Here is a 14,904-nt window from a genome sequence, read left to right as displayed (position 1 = left end):
GCCTGCCGCGCGCGTCCAACCGGCCCGCCGCGCCCGCGCGCCGCACGCGCCGCCGGAACTTGCCCGCCAACTCCCCTCCGATGTTCACTCCTTCGAGTGGCGGGTCAGGTGATGCGCGACCACTGCCCACCGGCGCTGGGAGGGTCGGAAACCGTATGAACCGGGTGTACGCACCACTTGGCCCCGAGACGACGGGCCGCCACCCGGGCCCTTGAGCAGACGAGTTCAGGATTGCGAGCACCGGTGCAGAAGAAGTGGCCTCGGCGCACAGGCAGGCAGACGGCTCCCGAAGGGGGCGTCGGACAGACCCCCGTGGGCACGGGTCGCCCCCGTCACGTGCGAACCCGGCTGATCGTGGCCGTGACCGTGGTGGCCGCCGCCATCGCCGGAGCGGGAGCACCCTCGCTGCTCGCCGCCTCCCAGGACGTCAGCGACTCCCAGGAACTGGTCACCCTGTCCGTCCGCACCCAGGACGCCCTCGCGCTGGCCCACTCGCTGGCCGACGAACGCGACGAGGTCACCTCCTACATAGCCGCGGGCCGGCCCAAGTCCAAGGCGCCCACCGAGCAGCGCAGCGCCCGCGTCGACCGCCAGGCCGAGGACCTGCGCGCCGACCCCGACACACCGGCCGACCTGCGCACCGCCCTCGACCGCGTCGCCGCCGTCCGGCATGCCGCGCTCACCGGCAAGTCGGACGCGCTCAAGACCCATCAGGCGTACTCCGCGACCATCACGGAGCTGCACCGGCTCGCCGGCGAACTGGCCGACACGATGCCGCCGCGGGCCGGCTCCGGCGGCCACGCGCTCGCCGAACTGGACTCCGCCGTCCAGCAGTCCGCCGCCGCCCGGGGCCTGCTGCTGGCCGCGCTCGGCGTACCGTCCAGCACCCGGACGGTGATCGACCCCGCCACCGGCCTGCCCAGCACGACCAGCGAGCCCACCGAGGAGGGCCGCAAGCAGCGCGACGCGCTCACCGCCGCCGCCCAGCAGGCCCGGCTGCGCGCCGACGCGGCCCTCGCCGACTTCCGCGAGACCGCCCCCAAGGCGTCCGTCGCCTCCTACGACTCCACGGTCACCGGCCCCGAGGTCAACTCGGCCGAGAAGTACCTCGCCGCCCTCACCGACCAGCCCACCCTCACCGGCAGCGACCCCGCCACCAGCGCCAGGAAGCTGGACGCGGCCCTGTCCGCCCGGGTGGACCTGATGCGGGGCGCCGAGTCGGCCCTCTACGACCACCGCACCAAGGACCTCGAGAAGCTCCGGGACGACGACGTCACCGCGCTGGAGATCCGCATCGCCGTCCTCGGCGCCCTGATGCTCCTCGCCGTCGGCATCGCCACCGCCATGGCCCGCACCCTCACCCGCCCGCTGTCGGTGCTGCGCCGCGGATCGGCCCGGCTGGCCGAGGCGGAGGACCCGCTGGGCCAGGAGCCGGTCGCCTTCACCGGCCGCAACGACGAGTTCGCCCAGGTCGTCCGCTCGGTCAACGCCCTGCACGCGCGCGCCGCCGCCCTGCAGGAGCGGGTGACCACCCTGGAGGCCGACCGCAAGCACCTGGTCGGCCAGCGGCAGAAGATGGCCGACGCCCGCGAGGAACTGCGCGCCGAACTCGACGCGTCCGCCGCCCACCTGGAGCGGCTGCGCACCAGCATCGGCGGCACCTTCGTCAGCCTCGCCCTGCGCACCCTCGGCCTGGTCGAGCGGCAACTGGCGGTGATCGAGGGCCTGGAGGAGCGCGAGCAGGACCCGGAGCGGCTCGCCACCCTCTTCAAGCTCGACCACTTCGCCACCGTCATGCGCCGGCACAGCGAGAACCTGCTGGTCCTGGCCGGCACCGAGCACGTCCAGCAGTCCCACGGCCCGGTGCCGCTGGTCGACGTGGTGCGCGCGGCGGTCAGCGAGATCGAGCGCTACGAGCGCGTCCGCATCGCCGCCCTGCCCCCGCACGCCCACGTGGTCGGGTTCGTCGCCGACGACCTCTCCCACCTGCTCGCCGAACTCATGGAGAACGCCGCCTCCTTCTCCCCGCCGGACCTGCCCGTCGAGGTCTCCGGCTGGCTGCTGGAGTCCGGCGAGGTCATGCTGTCCGTCCAGGACGAGGGCATCGGCATGACCGGCGACCGCCTGGACCGCCTCAACGCCCGCCTCGCCCAGTTCGACCCCGAGTCGCCGTACGACCAGGAGGGCGACGACGGCCTCGGCCTCGGCCTGTACGTCGTGGCCCGGCTCGCCCACCGCCACGGCATCCGCACGCAACTGCGCGAGCAGAAGCAGGGCGGGGTGGCGGCGGTCGTGGTCCTGCCCCGGACCCTGCTCGCCGAGGCGCCCGCGAAGGCGGCCCCGCGCCCGGCCACCCTCTCGGACACCCAGAGCTTCTCCCTCCCGGGTGCCGACGCCGAGGTCAACTCCAACGTCCTGCACGCCCGCACCAAGGACGCCGACCCCCTGGTCGCCCTCGCCGAGAAGGCCGCCCGCGAGGCGGAGGCCGAGGCCGGTCCGGCGGAGGGCACCGAGGTCCACGCGCGGGCGGAGGCCGCCGAGCCGGCCGCCGAGGAGACCGCGACCCGGCCGAAGGAACCCGCGGAGACCTTCGCCGAGACGACGATGGAACTCCTGCTCCCGGAGGTCGCCACGCAGGCCGCGGCCGCCGTCGCCGAGGACACCCCACCGGTACCGCCCGCGCCCGCCGCCGAGAGCCGCACGGCCGAGGCGAGTGGCACCGAGTCCGCGGACGCCGAAGGCGAGGCGCTCACCAGCAAGGGCCTCCCCAAGCGCACACCCAGGATCACCGCTCCCGCCGCCGCCCAGCCCCGCCGGCGCGGCTCGTCCGTCGACGCCGACGCCCTCCGCCGCAGGCTCGGCGGCTTCCGCCAGGGAGCGCAGGCCGGCTACCGGGACGTAGAGGCGGAGATCACAGAACGCACCGAAGAGACCACGGGGGGCACCGTCGAGGAGGCAAGCAGTTGACCGCGCCCAGTACCTTCGGCCTGAGCAGGGAGGCCCGCAACCTGCACTGGCTGCTGACCAACCTGGTGGAGGAAGTCCCCGGCATCCAGTCCGTCGCCGTGGTCTCGTCGGACGGCCTGCTGCTCCTGTCGTCGGACCCCGGCCACGCCGAGCAGTCCCGCCAGTCCCGCCCGACGAAGGGCCCCCGGGGCTCCGCCGCGGACCTCGCGACCATCGTCTCCGGCATCGGCAGCCTCACCGTCGGCGCCGCCAAGCTGATGAAGTTCGGCGGGGTCAAGCACACGATGGTCGCGATGGACGAGGGCAGCCTGTTCGTGATGTCCATCAGCGACGGCTCGCTGCTCGGCGTGCACGGCTCCGCGGAGTGCGACATGAGCGTCGTGGCGTACCACATGGCGCTCTTCGTCGGCCGGGCCGGGCACGTCCTGACCCCCGAACTCCGCAGCGAGCTGCGGAAATCCATGGAAGCCGAGTCCACGGGGAGCGCCCGATGAGCGGCACACCGAACAAACTTCCCGTGCGCGGCGGCGAGCGCAAACCCGCCCGGGTCCGCCCCTACTCGCTCACCGGCGGCCGCACCCGCTTCGGCCACGTGCTCCTCGTGGAGACCTTCGTGGCCGCGCTGGAGGCCCCCGAGGAGCGCCGGGAACTGACGAACGGCTCCCTCACCACCCGGGTCATGCCCGAGCTGCGGGCCATCGTCGAACTGTGCCGCCGTATGCGCACGGTGGCCGAGATCGCCGCGCTGCTGAAGATGCCGCTCGGCGTGGTCCGCGTGCTGCTGAGCGACCTCGCGGACCAGGGAAAGATCCGTGTGTACGGCACCGGAACCGGTCACGGCACCGGCCGCCCGGACCGCGCGCTGCTGGAAAGGGTGCTGAGTGGACTCCGCCGTCTCTGACGCCACGGGCGTCGCCCCCCTCGTCGTCGGGTTCAGCGAACCCGACGAGGACCTGAAGGCCTGGCAGCAGGACCGGACGCAGGCTCCCACCGCCACGAAGATAGTGGTGGCGGGCGGCTTCGGCGTCGGCAAGACCACGCTGGTCACGGCCGTCTCGGAGATCACGCCGCTGCAGACCGAGGCGCTGATGACCGAGGCGAGCGAGGGCACCGACGACCTCACCGCCACGCCGGGCAAGTCGACCACCACCGTGGCCATGGACTTCGGCCGCCTCACGCTCGACGACGACCTGGTGCTCTACCTCTTCGGCACGCCGGGCCAGCAGCGGTTCTGGTTCATGTGGGACGACCTGGTGCGCGGCGCGATAGGCGCCGTCGTGCTGGCCGACACCCGCCGCCTGAAGGACTGTTTCCCCGCACTGGACTACTTCGAGAGCTGCGGACTGCCGTACGTCGTCGCGGTCAACCACTTCGACGACAGCGAGCTTTTCGAACCGGAGGACGTACGCGAGGCGCTGACCATACCCGCGCACATCCCTGTCATGATCATGGACGCGCGGCGCCGGATCTCGGCGATCGAGACCCTACTGGCCCTCGTCGGCCACGCGCTGGACGAAACCCCCGAGTAGTCCCGACCTAGGAGCACCACCCGCATGCGGAAGATACTCGTCGTCGGAGCCGGCCAGTCCGGACTCCAGCTCGCCCTCGGCCTGCAGTCGCACGGCTACGAGGTCACCCTGATGTCGAACCGGACCGCGGACGAGATCCGCTCCGGCCGGGTCATGTCGACGCAGTGCATGTTCGACACGGCCCTGGGGCACGAGCGCGACCTCCAGCTCAACTTCTGGGAGTCCCAGGCCCCGAAGATCGAGGGTCTCGGCGTCTCGGTCGCGGCCCCCGGCTCCTTCGACCCGGGCCCCTCCCAGCGCGCGATCGACTGGGTGGGCAGGCTGAACGGCTTCGCCCAGTCCGTCGACCAGCGGGTGAAGATGGCCGGCTGGATGGAGACGTTCGCCCAGCGCGGCGGCCAGCTCGTCATCCACGGCGCGGCCGTCGGCGACCTCGACTACTTCTCCCGCGCCTACGACCTCGTGCTCGTCTCCGCCGGCAAGGGCGAGCTGGTGTCGATGTTCAGCCGCGACCCCGAGCGCTCCCCGTACAGCGAGCCGCAGCGCGCCCTCGCGGTGGCCTACGTGCACGGGCTCGGCCCGCGCCCGGAGCACCCGGACTTCGACGCGGTCCGCTGCAACCTCGTCCCCGGGGTCGGCGAGCTGTTCATCATGCCGACCTACACCACCTCGGGCCGCGCCGACATCCTGTTCTGGGAAGGCGTCCCCGGCGGCCCGCTGGACGTCTTCAACGGCGTCAAGGACCCCGCCGAGCACCTCTCCCTGACCCTCGAGCTCATGGAGAAGTTCACGCCCTGGGAGTACGCGCGGGCGACGAAGGTCGAGCTGACGGACGCGGGCGGCACCCTGGCCGGCCGCTACGCCCCGACCGTGCGCAACCCCATCGGACGGCTGCCCTCGGGCGGGCTGGTCCTGGGCGTCGCCGACGTGGTCGTGGCCAACGACCCGATCACCGGGCAGGGGTCCAACTCCGCGTCCAAGTGCGCCGCCGCGTACCTCGCGTCGATCCTCGAGCAGGGCGACAAGCCGTTCGACGAGGACTGGATGCGGGCCACCTTCGACCGGTACTGGGCCACGGCCCAGCACGTCACCAAGTGGACCAACGCCATGCTGGCGCCGCCGCCGGAGCACGTCCTGAACCTCATCGGCGCGGCCGGCCAGCTCCAGCCCGTCGCCGACCGGTTCGCGAACGCCTTCAACGACCCGGCCGACTTCGAGAACTTCTTCTACGACCCGGAGAAGACGAACGCCTACCTGGCCTCGGTCGCCGGAGCCTGACGGGCCGGGCCCGGGCGGCCCCGGCCGCACCGGCGCCGAGACGCTCCTCACCTCGGCGCCGCAGGCCGGCTGCCCGCCTCCGGCGGGACGCCGCGCGGGGGGTCGTCCGGGCGTACGGCGCCGAGGACCGGCGCGGACGCCAGCGGGGTGACCTCGACCCGCTCGCCGGGTCTCGGCGCCTGGACCACCCGGCCGCCCCCGACGTACAGCGCCACGTGCGTCGCCCCGGGGAAGTACACCACCAGGTCGCCCGGGCGCAGCCGGTTCAGCGGGACCTTCGGCAGCCGGGCCCACTGCTCCTGGCTGGTGCGCGGGATGGGGGTGCCGGCGTGCCCCCACGCCTGCGAGGTGAGCCCCGAGCAGTCGTACGACGCCGGGCCCTGCGCTCCCCACTGGTACGGCTTGCCGACCTGGGACAGCGCGTAGCGGACGGCCCGGTCGCCCTCGCCGGACGGCGGCTTGTCGTCGCCGAGGGCGCCGGAGGCCGTGAGGCGCTGCTGGGCCTCGGCGACCCCGGTCCGCTCCAGCGCCGCCACCGCGGCGAGCTGCTCCGGGGTCAGCGAGGCGAGGAGCCGCTCGACGTCGCCGAGCCTGGCCGTGACGTCGTCGCGCTGCCTGCGCTGCTTCCCGGTGAGGGTGAGCTGCTCGTCCAGGGCCTTGCGGGCTGCCCTGGCCAGCGCGTCCCGCTTCCGCTCGGCGCCGGTGAGCTGGTCCACCGTCTCGGCGCGCTCGCGGGAGAGCCGGCCGATGACATGGCCCTCGTCCAGCGCGTGCTGCGGGTCGCGGGCGAGCAGCAGACGGAGGTAGGGGGAGAGGTCGCTGCTGTTCTGGTACTGCTGCCGGGCCAGGCGCCCGGCGTCCCTCCTGCCGCCCTGCAGCGCCAGCCGGGCGCGGGTGAGTTCGCCGTCGAGCCGGGTCACCTCGGCGCGCTGCCGCTTCAGCCGCTCCGCGGTGGCGTTGTACGACTCGGTGGCCTCCTCGGTCTGCCGGTACAGCGCCTGAAGGTCCGTCAGGAGCTGGGAGACGGACCGCGGCGGCGCTGGTTCGGCCACCGCGGGCACGGGCGCGAGGACGGCCTGGGCCGCCACCGCCGCCGTACAGGCCAGGCGCAGGAGTACTGCTGACACGTCTTCACCTCCGGTACGGGGCGGACGGTCCCTCCGTCCGCATCCGCACGGTGATATTCAGACGTGTTCATGGGCTTGTGTGCCGATTGTGGGCCGGACGGCCCCACGCTCTCACCCGGTCGTGTCACCCGGCTTGCGGGACGGAGCACCGCCCGGCTTGGACCAGGGCCACCTGAGCCCCTCGCCGGGCCCGCCCTCCGGGTCGTAGCGGTACTTCCAGCCCCGCACCAGACCGAGCCGTTTGCTGTGCCCCCTCGGCACGCGCCGATAGACGTGCACGAGGGGCGGGCCGCCGGCCGCGTCCGGCACCGGAACGCGGTACGTCTTCGGGGGATGGCCGGTCAGGCCCAGCAGCACCGGCAGCACGCGCCCGTCCAGGGGGCCGCCCTCGAACGGGGTGTCCTCACTCTTCACCGGTCCGGCCCTCAGCCTTCCTCGGCGAACGCGCCGACCACGTCCGCCGTCTGCGGATCACGCCCCGCGGTCACGGTCAGGACCGCCACGAACTGCTCGACCAGCCAGTCCCGCAGCTCCTCGACCGGCGGCTGCTTCCCCTCGTCCAGCCAGATCAGCGAGGCGGCCTCCACCGCCGTGATCCACGTCCGGACCGTCATGCGCAGGCGCGGCCCCGGCGCGCGGACGCCGAGGTGGCTGTAGATGTGGTCGGCCGCGGCCCGCCGTACGCCGTCCACGATGGCCGTCGTCCGGGAGGTCTCCACCACGCTGCCGCCCTGCAGCAGCGCGCTGAAGCCGGTGTCGTGCTGGTCCACGAAGGCCAGGTAGCGGTCGAGCGCGCGGGACAGGCGGGGCAGCAGGGGACCGAGCCGGGGCTCGTCGAAGCACTGCTGGAGCTCCTCGCCGGCCGACCTGAGCGCGGCCTCGTAGAGCTGCTGCTTGCCGCCGGGGAAGTACCGGTACACCAGCGGACGGGAGACCCCGGCCGCCTCGGCCACGTCGTCCAGCGACACGTCCTCCGGCGCGCGGTGCGCGAAGAGCGAGAGAGCGGCGTCGAGGAGCTGGCTGCGCCGCTCCTCGACACTGAGACGACGGTAGGCGGGGGTGGCGGCCTGCGGGGTCATGCCAAGAAGCGTAATCGGACCGTGAAGAAGCCGCGCAGGCACGGCCACACCCGGCCGTGCCCGCACCCCGCCTCAGTGGCGCGGAACCGTCCGGGCAGGGTCTGGGCCGAGCGCCCCGACGACTTCCACAGCCGCTTCGTGGCCGGCCTCGGGCTAGGCCAGGAGCCCCGACGACTTCCACAGCCGCCGGCCCACACCCCGCAGGACGCCGATGTCGTCGAGGAAGTCCGTGAGCCGCTTGGCGCCGGTCTGCATGACCTCCCGGCGGTGCCCGCTCGCCTTCACCTGCGCCATCGCCTCCCGCTTGTCCAGTCCCACGTTCGTGTAGACGTCGGGGTTGATGAACGCCACCGAGAACACCCGCGCGAACTCGCCGGACGTGACCCGGGTGAACTCCTGCGACCACTTCGGCGCCGTCAGCATCTGGCGCCGCAGCTCCTCACGCGCGTACCGCACATGACGGGCCTCCTCGACCACGTGGATGCGCGTGACGCCCCGGATCAGCGGCTGCACCCGCTCGTCCGGGAAGGTCAGCCGCTGCATCCAGTCCAGCACCTCCTCGCCGAGCAGCGTGGCCGTGAAGGAGCCGGGCGTGGTGGAGATGGTCTTGAACAGCCGGCCCAGGTTCTGGTGGACCCGGCTCACCGGGTACCAGGGGGTGCCGCCGTGCGAGATCAGCCGCGCGAACATCTTCGAGTGCCGGCACTCGTCCTCGATCTCGGTGAGGGCGTACCGCACGTGCGCGCTCGTCGCCGCCTTGTCGTAGATGTGCCGGACGAGGAGCTGCATCAGGATCAGCTCGAACCAGATGCCGAGCGAGGCCAGCGCCGCGGCCTCGTGCTGGGAGAGCAGGATCCGCTGCTCCTCGCTCATCCGCTCCCACATCGGCGTGCCGTACAGCGAGACGAGCTCCGGCGGCCAGAACCACTTGCCCTCCTCGAAGGGCGCGTCCCAGTCCAGCTCCTTGTCCGGGTCGAAGGAGTGCTTGGCGGAAGAGACGAGCAGCCGTTCGGCCACCTGTTCGCGGTCCTTGAGCAGGCCGAGCGCGTCGCGCAGTCCGTCCAGCGCGTCCGCTTCCGTCAGGGTCGTCATGGCTCCCTCACCTCGTTACCCGGGGGTACGTTCCGCTTCTTATGAGACTGCCTGTCAGCAAGCCCGTCAATCCCCCGCGCATGACTTGTTGACTCGGCGTCTACGTGTGAGCCTGCGAAGTATGCCGACGCATGACCTGTACACCGACGAGCCGGGAGACTCCCCCTGGCAGGTGCCCGCGAGCGGGGCGGCCAGGTTCAGCTGGGAGTACGACCAGGGCCGCGACCGCCTGCTCGCCCTGTACCAGAAGGGCAAGGACAAGCAGTGGGACGGGCAGCGGCGCATCGACTGGGAGCTGGAGGTCGACCCGTACGACCCGCTCGGCACCCCCGACGAGGCGATGTCCCTCTACGGCACCCGGCACTGGGCCGGTCTCACCGAGCGGGACAAGGGCGAACTGCGCAGGCACTACGCCTCCTGGCAGTTCAGCCAGTTCCTGCACGGCGAGCAGGGCGCGATGATCTGCGCCGCCCGGATCGTGGAGTCCGTGCCCGACCTGGACGCCAAGTTCTACTCGGCGACCCAGACCATGGACGAGGCCCGGCACGCCGAGATCTACGGCCGCTTCCTGCACGAGAAGATCGGGATGCTCTACCCGATCGACGACAACCTGCAGTCCCTGCTCGGCGACACCCTCCGCGACAGCCGCTGGGACATGCCCTACCTCGGTATGCAGGTGCTGATCGAGGGGCTGGCGCTCGCCGCCTTCGGCATGATCCGGGACACCACCAACAAGCCGCTGCCCCGGCAGATCCTCGCCTACGTCATGCAGGACGAGGCCCGGCACGTGGCCTTCGGCCGCATGGCCCTGCGGGATTACTACCAGCAGCTCACCGACGCCGAACTGCGCGAACGCGAGGAGTTCGTCATCGAGGGCTGCCACCTCATGCGGGACCGGCTGCGCGGCGTCGAGGTGCTGGAGAACTTCGGCATCCCGCGCGCCGAGGCCGAGCGGTTCAGCGAGGAGTCCGAGTTCCTCCGGCTCTTCCGCAAGCTGCTGTTCAGCCGCATCGTGCCCTGTGTGAAGGACATCGGCCTGTGGGGCAGGCGGCTCCAGCAGGCCTATGTGGACATGGGCGTCCTGGAGTTGGGCGATTCGAGCCTGGACCTGCTGATGGCGCAGGACGAGGAGATCGCCGAGCGGCTGGACGCCGAGCGCTTCGCGGCCGAGGAGCGGGAGCGGGTCGCCCAGGTGGAGGAGGCGATCGAGTCGGGGGCGGCCGAGGACTGAGCCCCACCCCCTGTGCAGTACGGTTCTGGCGTGTCCATGCCTCCACCCCCTCAGCAGCCGCAGCACCCGTACGGCCAGCAGCCTCCGGGCCCCTACGGGCAACAGCCCCCGGGCCCCTACGGCCAGCAGGCTCCGCCGGCCCCCGGTCCGTACGGCTCCCCGTACCCGCAAGGGCAGCCCTACCCTCCGCAGCCCCACCCCCAGCAGCCCTACCCCGGCTGGGGCGTGCCGCCGATGGGCCCGCCCCCGAAGAAGCGCGGGCCCGGTCTGGCGCTGGGCATCGTGGGCGGCGTCATCGGCCTGGTCGTGCTCGGCTCCGTCGGCGTCGGCGCGGTGCTCGAGACCGGCTTCCCCGCCGCCGAGAACGAGCTGTCCCTGCCCCACAAGCTGCTCGACGAGAAGTACGAACTCGCCGAGGACCTCTCCAGCACCGAGGGGCAGAAGGTCGAGGACGAGGCCGACGGCGCCTGGGACGCCAAGGACATCAGCGCCGTGGTCGGCCGCTACAGCCCGGGCGGCGACGACACCAAGGGCATGCTGTTGGTCTCCGGCATGTACGGCCGGTTCAAGAACGAGGCGGACGTCCGCAGCGGCATGCTCAAGGGCGCCGCCGAGACCGACGGCGTGACGGTCGCCGAGCCCGCGCGGGACGTCACCCCGGCGGGCTCCGACGTCACCGTCTCCTGCGAGGTGCTCACCCAGAAGCAGGCCCTCGTCACGATCACCTACCCGGTCTGCACCTGGGCGGACGGCAACACGGCGGCCGTGGTGGGCGAGGTCGACCTGCGGCGGAAGGACTCCGCCGGCATCGACCTCGACACCGCCGCACGCAACACCCTGAAGGTCCGCTCCGAGATGATCAGGCCGATCGGCTGACCTCGCTCCCTTCCTGTGCGGGGAACGAGTTCCGCAGCGTGAAGGCGTACGGCGTCGGGCCGTGCGCCCTCAGGTGCAGCAGCCGCTCCTCCGCCTCGGCGACGTCGGGCCGGTGCCCCGCCGGCACCCACCACAGCGCGGTCACCGCGTCCCCGGGACGCTCGAACCACTGACGGCGCCGCGCCAGCAGCTCCCGGTGCCGGCCCCGGTACATGAACGCGGTGAGCGCGTCGGCGTCCCGCCAGACCGACATGTTGACGATCAGCCAGGCGTCGCCGAGGAAGGCGATGTCGGTGGCGTTGCCGGAGTCACTCTGCAGCCGCCAGACGAAACCGTCCGACGCGTCCGCCACGGCGTTCACCGGGTCGAGACCATCGACGAAGTCCTTCAACTGCGGTGAATCCAAGGGGTACTTGAGGCGGGCGATGTTCACCTGGGCGAGATGGTGCACGGGCTCCGGATCCGTCATGACCGGACGTTAGGTCGGCCGGCGGCGCTTTCGGTACCCCCGTCTCACAGGCCGAGAACCGCGCGCATCACGTCCTTCGCGATCGGCGCCGCGTCCCCGCCGCCGCTGATCTCGCCCCGGTCCGCCGAGGCGTTCTCCACCACCACCGCCACCGCGACCTTCGGTTCCAGGTCGTCGTCGGCCTGCGCCCAGGAGACGAACCAGGCGTACGGCACACCGGCGTTGCCGAGGCCGTGCTGGGCGGTGCCCGTCTTGCCGCCGACCGTGGCGCCGGGGATGGCCGCGTTGGTGCCGGTGCCGTCCCGGACCACATCCGTCATCAGCTCCTTCAGCCGCGCGGCCGTCGACGGGCGCATCACCTGACGGTCCGGCCGCATCCCGCCGCCCGAGAGGGACTCACCGCCCCGGCGGGTGGTCGACTCCACCAGATACGGCGTCCGCAGCCGCCCGCCGTCGGCCACGGCCGCCGCCACCATCGCCATCTGCAGCGGAGTCGCCCGGGTGTTGAACTGCCCGATCGAGGACAGCGCGAGCTGCGCCTTGTCCACACGGGTGTCGAAGGTGCTGGGGGAGACGGCGAAGGGCACCCGCAGCCGGGTGTCGTTGAAGCCGAACGCCTGCGCCGTGGCCGACATGGCCGCCACCCCGACGTCCACGCCCAGCTTGGCGAACACCGTGTTGCACGACCACTTGAACGCCTCTCGCAGCGAGGCGTCCTTGCAGCCGTCGCCCTCGTTGGTCAGCCGGGTCCTGGTGCCGGGCAGCCGGTAGGGGTCGGGGGAGCGGGTGAGCGCGTCCAGGTCCCTGACCACCCCCGCGTCCAGCGCCGCCGCCGCGGTGACCACCTTGAACGTCGACCCCGGCGGATACGTCTGCCGCACCGCCCGGTTGAGCATCGGCTTCTCCGGGTCGTGGTTGAGCCGGGCCCACGCCGAGGCCGCCGCCTCGCTGTTGCCGGACAGCTCGGCGGGGTCGTACGAGGGCGTCGACACCAGCGCCAGGACCCGCCCCGTGGCCGGCTCGATCGCGGCCACCGCTCCCTTGCGCCCGTGCAGCCCGTCGTACGCGGCCCGCTGCGCGGCGCGGTTGATCGTGGTGACGACGTCGCCGCCCGGAGTGGCGCCCCGTGTCACGTCGTTCCACAGCGGCAGCGGCGCCAGCATCGGGTCGGAGCCGGAGAGCACCCCGTCCTCCGCGTCCTCCAGGAACGTGGTGCCGTAGAGCTGCGAGGCGTGCCCGGTGACCGGGGCGTACAGCGGGCCGTCGCGGTACGTGCGTTCGTAACGCAGTTGCTCGCCGGTGTCGTTGGAACCGGTGACCGGCTCGCCGCCGACCAGGATGTCGCCGCGCGGATGCTGGTAACGGGCGATCGTGGCACGGCGGTTGGCCGGATTCATCTCGTACGCGCCGGCCTGGAACACCTGCACCCGGGCGGCGTTGACGAGCAGCGCCACCAGCAGCAGGACGCCGAACGCGGAGGCGTGCCGGATGTACCTGGTCATGGCCGGCGCACCGCCGTACTCGGTCACCGCGCCCTCCGCCCCTCGTGTGCGGTCACGACGCCTCCCGGCCGTCGTACTGGCTGCGGGCCGAGTCGCTGACCCGGATCAGCAGCGCCACGATCGCCCAGTTGGTGACGACGGAGGAGCCGCCCTGGGCGAGGAACGGCATCGCCATGCCGGTCAGCGGGATCAGCCCGGTGACCCCGCCCGCGATCACGAACACCTGCAGCGCCAGGATCGAGGCCAGCCCGACCGCGAGGAGCCGCCCGAACGGCTCGCGCAGGGCGAGACCGGCCCGGTAGCCGCGCTCCACGAGCAGCGCGTACAGCAGGAAGATCGCCGCGAGGCCGGCCAGGCCCAGCTCCTCCCCGGCGGTCGCCAGGATGAAGTCCGACTTGGTGGCGAAGCCGATCAGCACGGAGTGGCCGAGCCCCAGACCGGTGCCCAGGACCCCGCCCGCCGCGAAGGCGAACAGGGACTGCGAGAGCTGGTTGGGCCCCTGCCCGGCCTCGATGGTGGCGAACGGGTGCAGCCAGTCCTCGATCCGGCCGCCCACGTGCGGTTCCAGCCGGCCGACGGCGACCGCGCCGAGCACCGCCAGCAGCAGGCCCACCGCGATCCAGCCGGTGCGGCCGGTGGCGACGTACAGCAGGACGACGAACAGACCGAAGAAGAGCAGCGACGTACCGAGGTCCCGCTCCAGGATCAGCACGCCGACGCTCAGCAGCCAGATCGCCACGATCGGGCCGAGCACCCGCCCGGTCGGGAACTGCAGCCGCCACAGCCGCCGGCCCGTGTAGGCGAGCGCGTTGCGGTTGGCGGCCAGATAGGCGGCGAAGAACACCGCGAGCAGCACCTTCGCGAACTCGCCCGGCTGGATGGAGAACCCGCCGATCCTGATCCAGATGCGCGCGCCGTTCACCGCGGGGAAGAGGATCGGCAGCAGCAGCGCGACGAGGGCGGCGACCACGCACACGTAGGAGTAGCGCTGCAGCACCCGGTGGTCGCGCAGCATCAGCACGACCAGGATGAACAGCCCCACCCCGAGCGTCGACCACACCAGCTGGGCCGGCGCCGCCCGGTCGCCCGGCGTCTCGAGGTCCAGCCGGTAGATCAGCACCAGCCCGAGACCGTTCAGCAGCACACCGATGGGCAGCGGGAGCGGATCGGCGTACGGCGCCCGCTTGCGGACCACGAAGTGCGCGAACAGGGCGAGCACGCCGAGCCCGGCGCCGTAGCCGGCGGCCCCCGGCGGAACGGTGCCGCTCCGGGCCAGCCCGACCGCGCAGTAGCCGTACACGGACAGCAGGACGGCCAGCAGGATCAGCGCCAGCTCGACGCCACGGCGCCGGGGCAGGCGTGCGCCGGGCGCGGGTGCCCGCGGCTCGGCGACGGCGGTTCCGGCCTTGGTCATGTCCGGAACTTACCCAAACAGGACACCCCGACCGGGCAGACTCCCCGCGCGGCGGAACGCCCGGGGGAGTGGGACCGGGGGCGCGGTGGAGCGCCCGGGGGTGTGGGACCGGGGGCGCGGTGGAGCGCCCGCGGGCCTGGGCCTGGGCCGGGTGTCAGCGGCTCTGTGGCGCGGGCGCCATGGCTACGTGGGTTTCGCCGGCTGCGGAGATCCGCCCTTGGCCGTCTGTCGGCCTCTCAGCTCCGGCGGGTTGAGCCCGGCGGATGCCTCTCAGGCCTCTGGCGCCCACCGGCCTCACACCTCCGGCGTGTTGAGCCCGGCGGATGCCTCTCAGGCCTCT

The 14,904-nt window shown here is 72.5% G+C and carries 14 protein-coding genes; 7 read left to right on the top strand and 7 right to left on the bottom strand.

From position 1 onward, the window contains the following. The first annotated feature begins 243 nt into the window (after positions 1-243). Genes ACFYU0_RS32970 through ACFYU0_RS32950 form a run of 5 tightly spaced genes read left to right on the top strand, consistent with a single transcriptional unit; the run spans position 244 to position 5,774 of the window. Entirely contained in the window at positions 244-2,967 is a 2,724-nt protein-coding gene (locus tag ACFYU0_RS32970; protein ID WP_389305987.1) for a nitrate- and nitrite sensing domain-containing protein, read from the top strand. Then, positions 2,964-3,461 (top strand): roadblock/LC7 domain-containing protein, encoded by a 498-nt coding sequence (locus ACFYU0_RS32965; protein ID WP_351662774.1) that lies wholly within the window; start codon positions 2,964-2,966, stop codon positions 3,459-3,461. The genes ACFYU0_RS32970 and ACFYU0_RS32965 overlap by 4 nt, the downstream gene beginning before the upstream one ends. Further along, complete coding sequence (locus tag ACFYU0_RS32960) at positions 3,458-3,868, top strand: DUF742 domain-containing protein (RefSeq protein ID WP_351662777.1); 411 nt, start codon at positions 3,458-3,460, stop codon at positions 3,866-3,868. Before ACFYU0_RS32965 ends, ACFYU0_RS32960 begins: the two co-directional genes overlap by 4 nt. After that, a complete protein-coding gene (locus ACFYU0_RS32955; RefSeq protein WP_389305984.1) occupies positions 3,849-4,496 on the top strand; it encodes an ATP/GTP-binding protein in 648 nt (215 codons plus the stop codon). The genes ACFYU0_RS32960 and ACFYU0_RS32955 overlap by 20 nt, the downstream gene beginning before the upstream one ends. 24 nt (positions 4,497-4,520) lie before the next feature. Continuing rightward, positions 4,521-5,774, top strand: coding sequence for a styrene monooxygenase/indole monooxygenase family protein (locus ACFYU0_RS32950; RefSeq protein ID WP_351662783.1), 1,254 nt, complete (start codon positions 4,521-4,523; stop codon positions 5,772-5,774). Between the two features lie 47 nt (positions 5,775-5,821). Here the strand turns inward: ACFYU0_RS32950 and ACFYU0_RS32945 are convergent, their stop codons facing one another. The 4 genes from ACFYU0_RS32945 to ACFYU0_RS32930 form a co-directional block, all read right to left on the bottom strand. Beyond that, positions 5,822-6,901, bottom strand: a complete 1,080-nt coding sequence (locus ACFYU0_RS32945) for an NlpC/P60 family protein (RefSeq protein WP_389305982.1) — start codon at positions 6,899-6,901, stop codon at positions 5,822-5,824. A gap of 111 nt (positions 6,902-7,012) precedes the next feature. Continuing rightward, entirely contained in the window at positions 7,013-7,315 is a 303-nt protein-coding gene (locus tag ACFYU0_RS32940; RefSeq protein WP_351662789.1) for a hypothetical protein, read from the bottom strand. A gap of 11 nt (positions 7,316-7,326) precedes the next feature. Then, the gene (locus tag ACFYU0_RS32935; RefSeq protein WP_351662791.1) at positions 7,327-7,980 is read right to left on the bottom strand and encodes a TetR/AcrR family transcriptional regulator; all 654 of its coding nucleotides are present in this window, start codon (positions 7,978-7,980) and stop codon (positions 7,327-7,329) included. A gap of 153 nt (positions 7,981-8,133) precedes the next feature. Further along, on the bottom strand, positions 8,134-9,072 hold the full coding sequence (locus tag ACFYU0_RS32930) for a diiron oxygenase (protein WP_351662794.1): 939 nt from the start codon (positions 9,070-9,072) through the stop codon (positions 8,134-8,136). A 121-nt stretch (positions 9,073-9,193) separates the two neighbouring features. On the opposite strand from ACFYU0_RS32930, the gene ACFYU0_RS32925 reads away from it, so the two are divergent. Further along, the gene (locus tag ACFYU0_RS32925; RefSeq protein ID WP_389305979.1) at positions 9,194-10,303 is read left to right on the top strand and encodes a ferritin-like domain-containing protein; all 1,110 of its coding nucleotides are present in this window, start codon (positions 9,194-9,196) and stop codon (positions 10,301-10,303) included. 36 nt (positions 10,304-10,339) lie between these two features. After that, the gene (locus tag ACFYU0_RS32920; protein WP_351662800.1) at positions 10,340-11,179 is read left to right on the top strand and encodes a hypothetical protein; all 840 of its coding nucleotides are present in this window, start codon (positions 10,340-10,342) and stop codon (positions 11,177-11,179) included. On the opposite strand, the gene ACFYU0_RS32915 is transcribed toward ACFYU0_RS32920, so the two are convergent. The 3 genes from ACFYU0_RS32915 to ACFYU0_RS32905 are packed head-to-tail and all read right to left on the bottom strand — an operon-like array spanning position 11,163 to position 14,564. Then, positions 11,163-11,648, bottom strand: a complete 486-nt coding sequence (locus tag ACFYU0_RS32915) for a DUF3291 domain-containing protein (RefSeq protein ID WP_389305977.1) — start codon at positions 11,646-11,648, stop codon at positions 11,163-11,165. The two genes, ACFYU0_RS32920 and ACFYU0_RS32915, sit on opposite strands and share 17 nt — an antisense overlap. A gap of 44 nt (positions 11,649-11,692) precedes the next feature. Beyond that, positions 11,693-13,150 (bottom strand): penicillin-binding transpeptidase domain-containing protein, encoded by a 1,458-nt coding sequence (locus ACFYU0_RS32910; protein WP_389305975.1) that lies wholly within the window; start codon positions 13,148-13,150, stop codon positions 11,693-11,695. Between the two features lie 52 nt (positions 13,151-13,202). Further along, positions 13,203-14,564, bottom strand: coding sequence for an FtsW/RodA/SpoVE family cell cycle protein (locus ACFYU0_RS32905; protein ID WP_351662808.1), 1,362 nt, complete (start codon positions 14,562-14,564; stop codon positions 13,203-13,205). Positions 14,565-14,904 lie beyond the last annotated feature (340 nt).

Source organism: Streptomyces sp. NPDC003720 (genome assembly GCF_042875075.1).
Classification (GTDB): Bacteria; Actinomycetota; Actinomycetes; order Streptomycetales; family Streptomycetaceae; genus Streptomyces.
This window is presented reverse-complemented; position numbering and strand designations above follow the sequence as displayed.

Coding starts and splice junctions, on each gene's coding strand:
- ACFYU0_RS32960 (WP_351662777.1), top strand. CDS start 3,458: ATGAGCGGCACACCGAACAAACTTCCCGTGCGCGGCGGCGAGCGCAAA.
- ACFYU0_RS32950 (WP_351662783.1), top strand. CDS start 4,521: ATGCGGAAGATACTCGTCGTCGGAGCCGGCCAGTCCGGACTCCAGCTC.
- ACFYU0_RS32935 (WP_351662791.1), bottom strand. CDS start 7,980: ATGACCCCGCAGGCCGCCACCCCCGCCTACCGTCGTCTCAGTGTCGAG.
- ACFYU0_RS32930 (WP_351662794.1), bottom strand. CDS start 9,072: ATGACGACCCTGACGGAAGCGGACGCGCTGGACGGACTGCGCGACGCG.
- ACFYU0_RS32925 (WP_389305979.1), top strand. CDS start 9,194: ATGCCGACGCATGACCTGTACACCGACGAGCCGGGAGACTCCCCCTGG.
- ACFYU0_RS32920 (WP_351662800.1), top strand. CDS start 10,340: ATGCCTCCACCCCCTCAGCAGCCGCAGCACCCGTACGGCCAGCAGCCT.
- ACFYU0_RS32915 (WP_389305977.1), bottom strand. CDS start 11,648: ATGACGGATCCGGAGCCCGTGCACCATCTCGCCCAGGTGAACATCGCC.
- ACFYU0_RS32910 (WP_389305975.1), bottom strand. CDS start 13,150: ATGACCAGGTACATCCGGCACGCCTCCGCGTTCGGCGTCCTGCTGCTG.
- ACFYU0_RS32905 (WP_351662808.1), bottom strand. CDS start 14,564: ATGACCAAGGCCGGAACCGCCGTCGCCGAGCCGCGGGCACCCGCGCCC.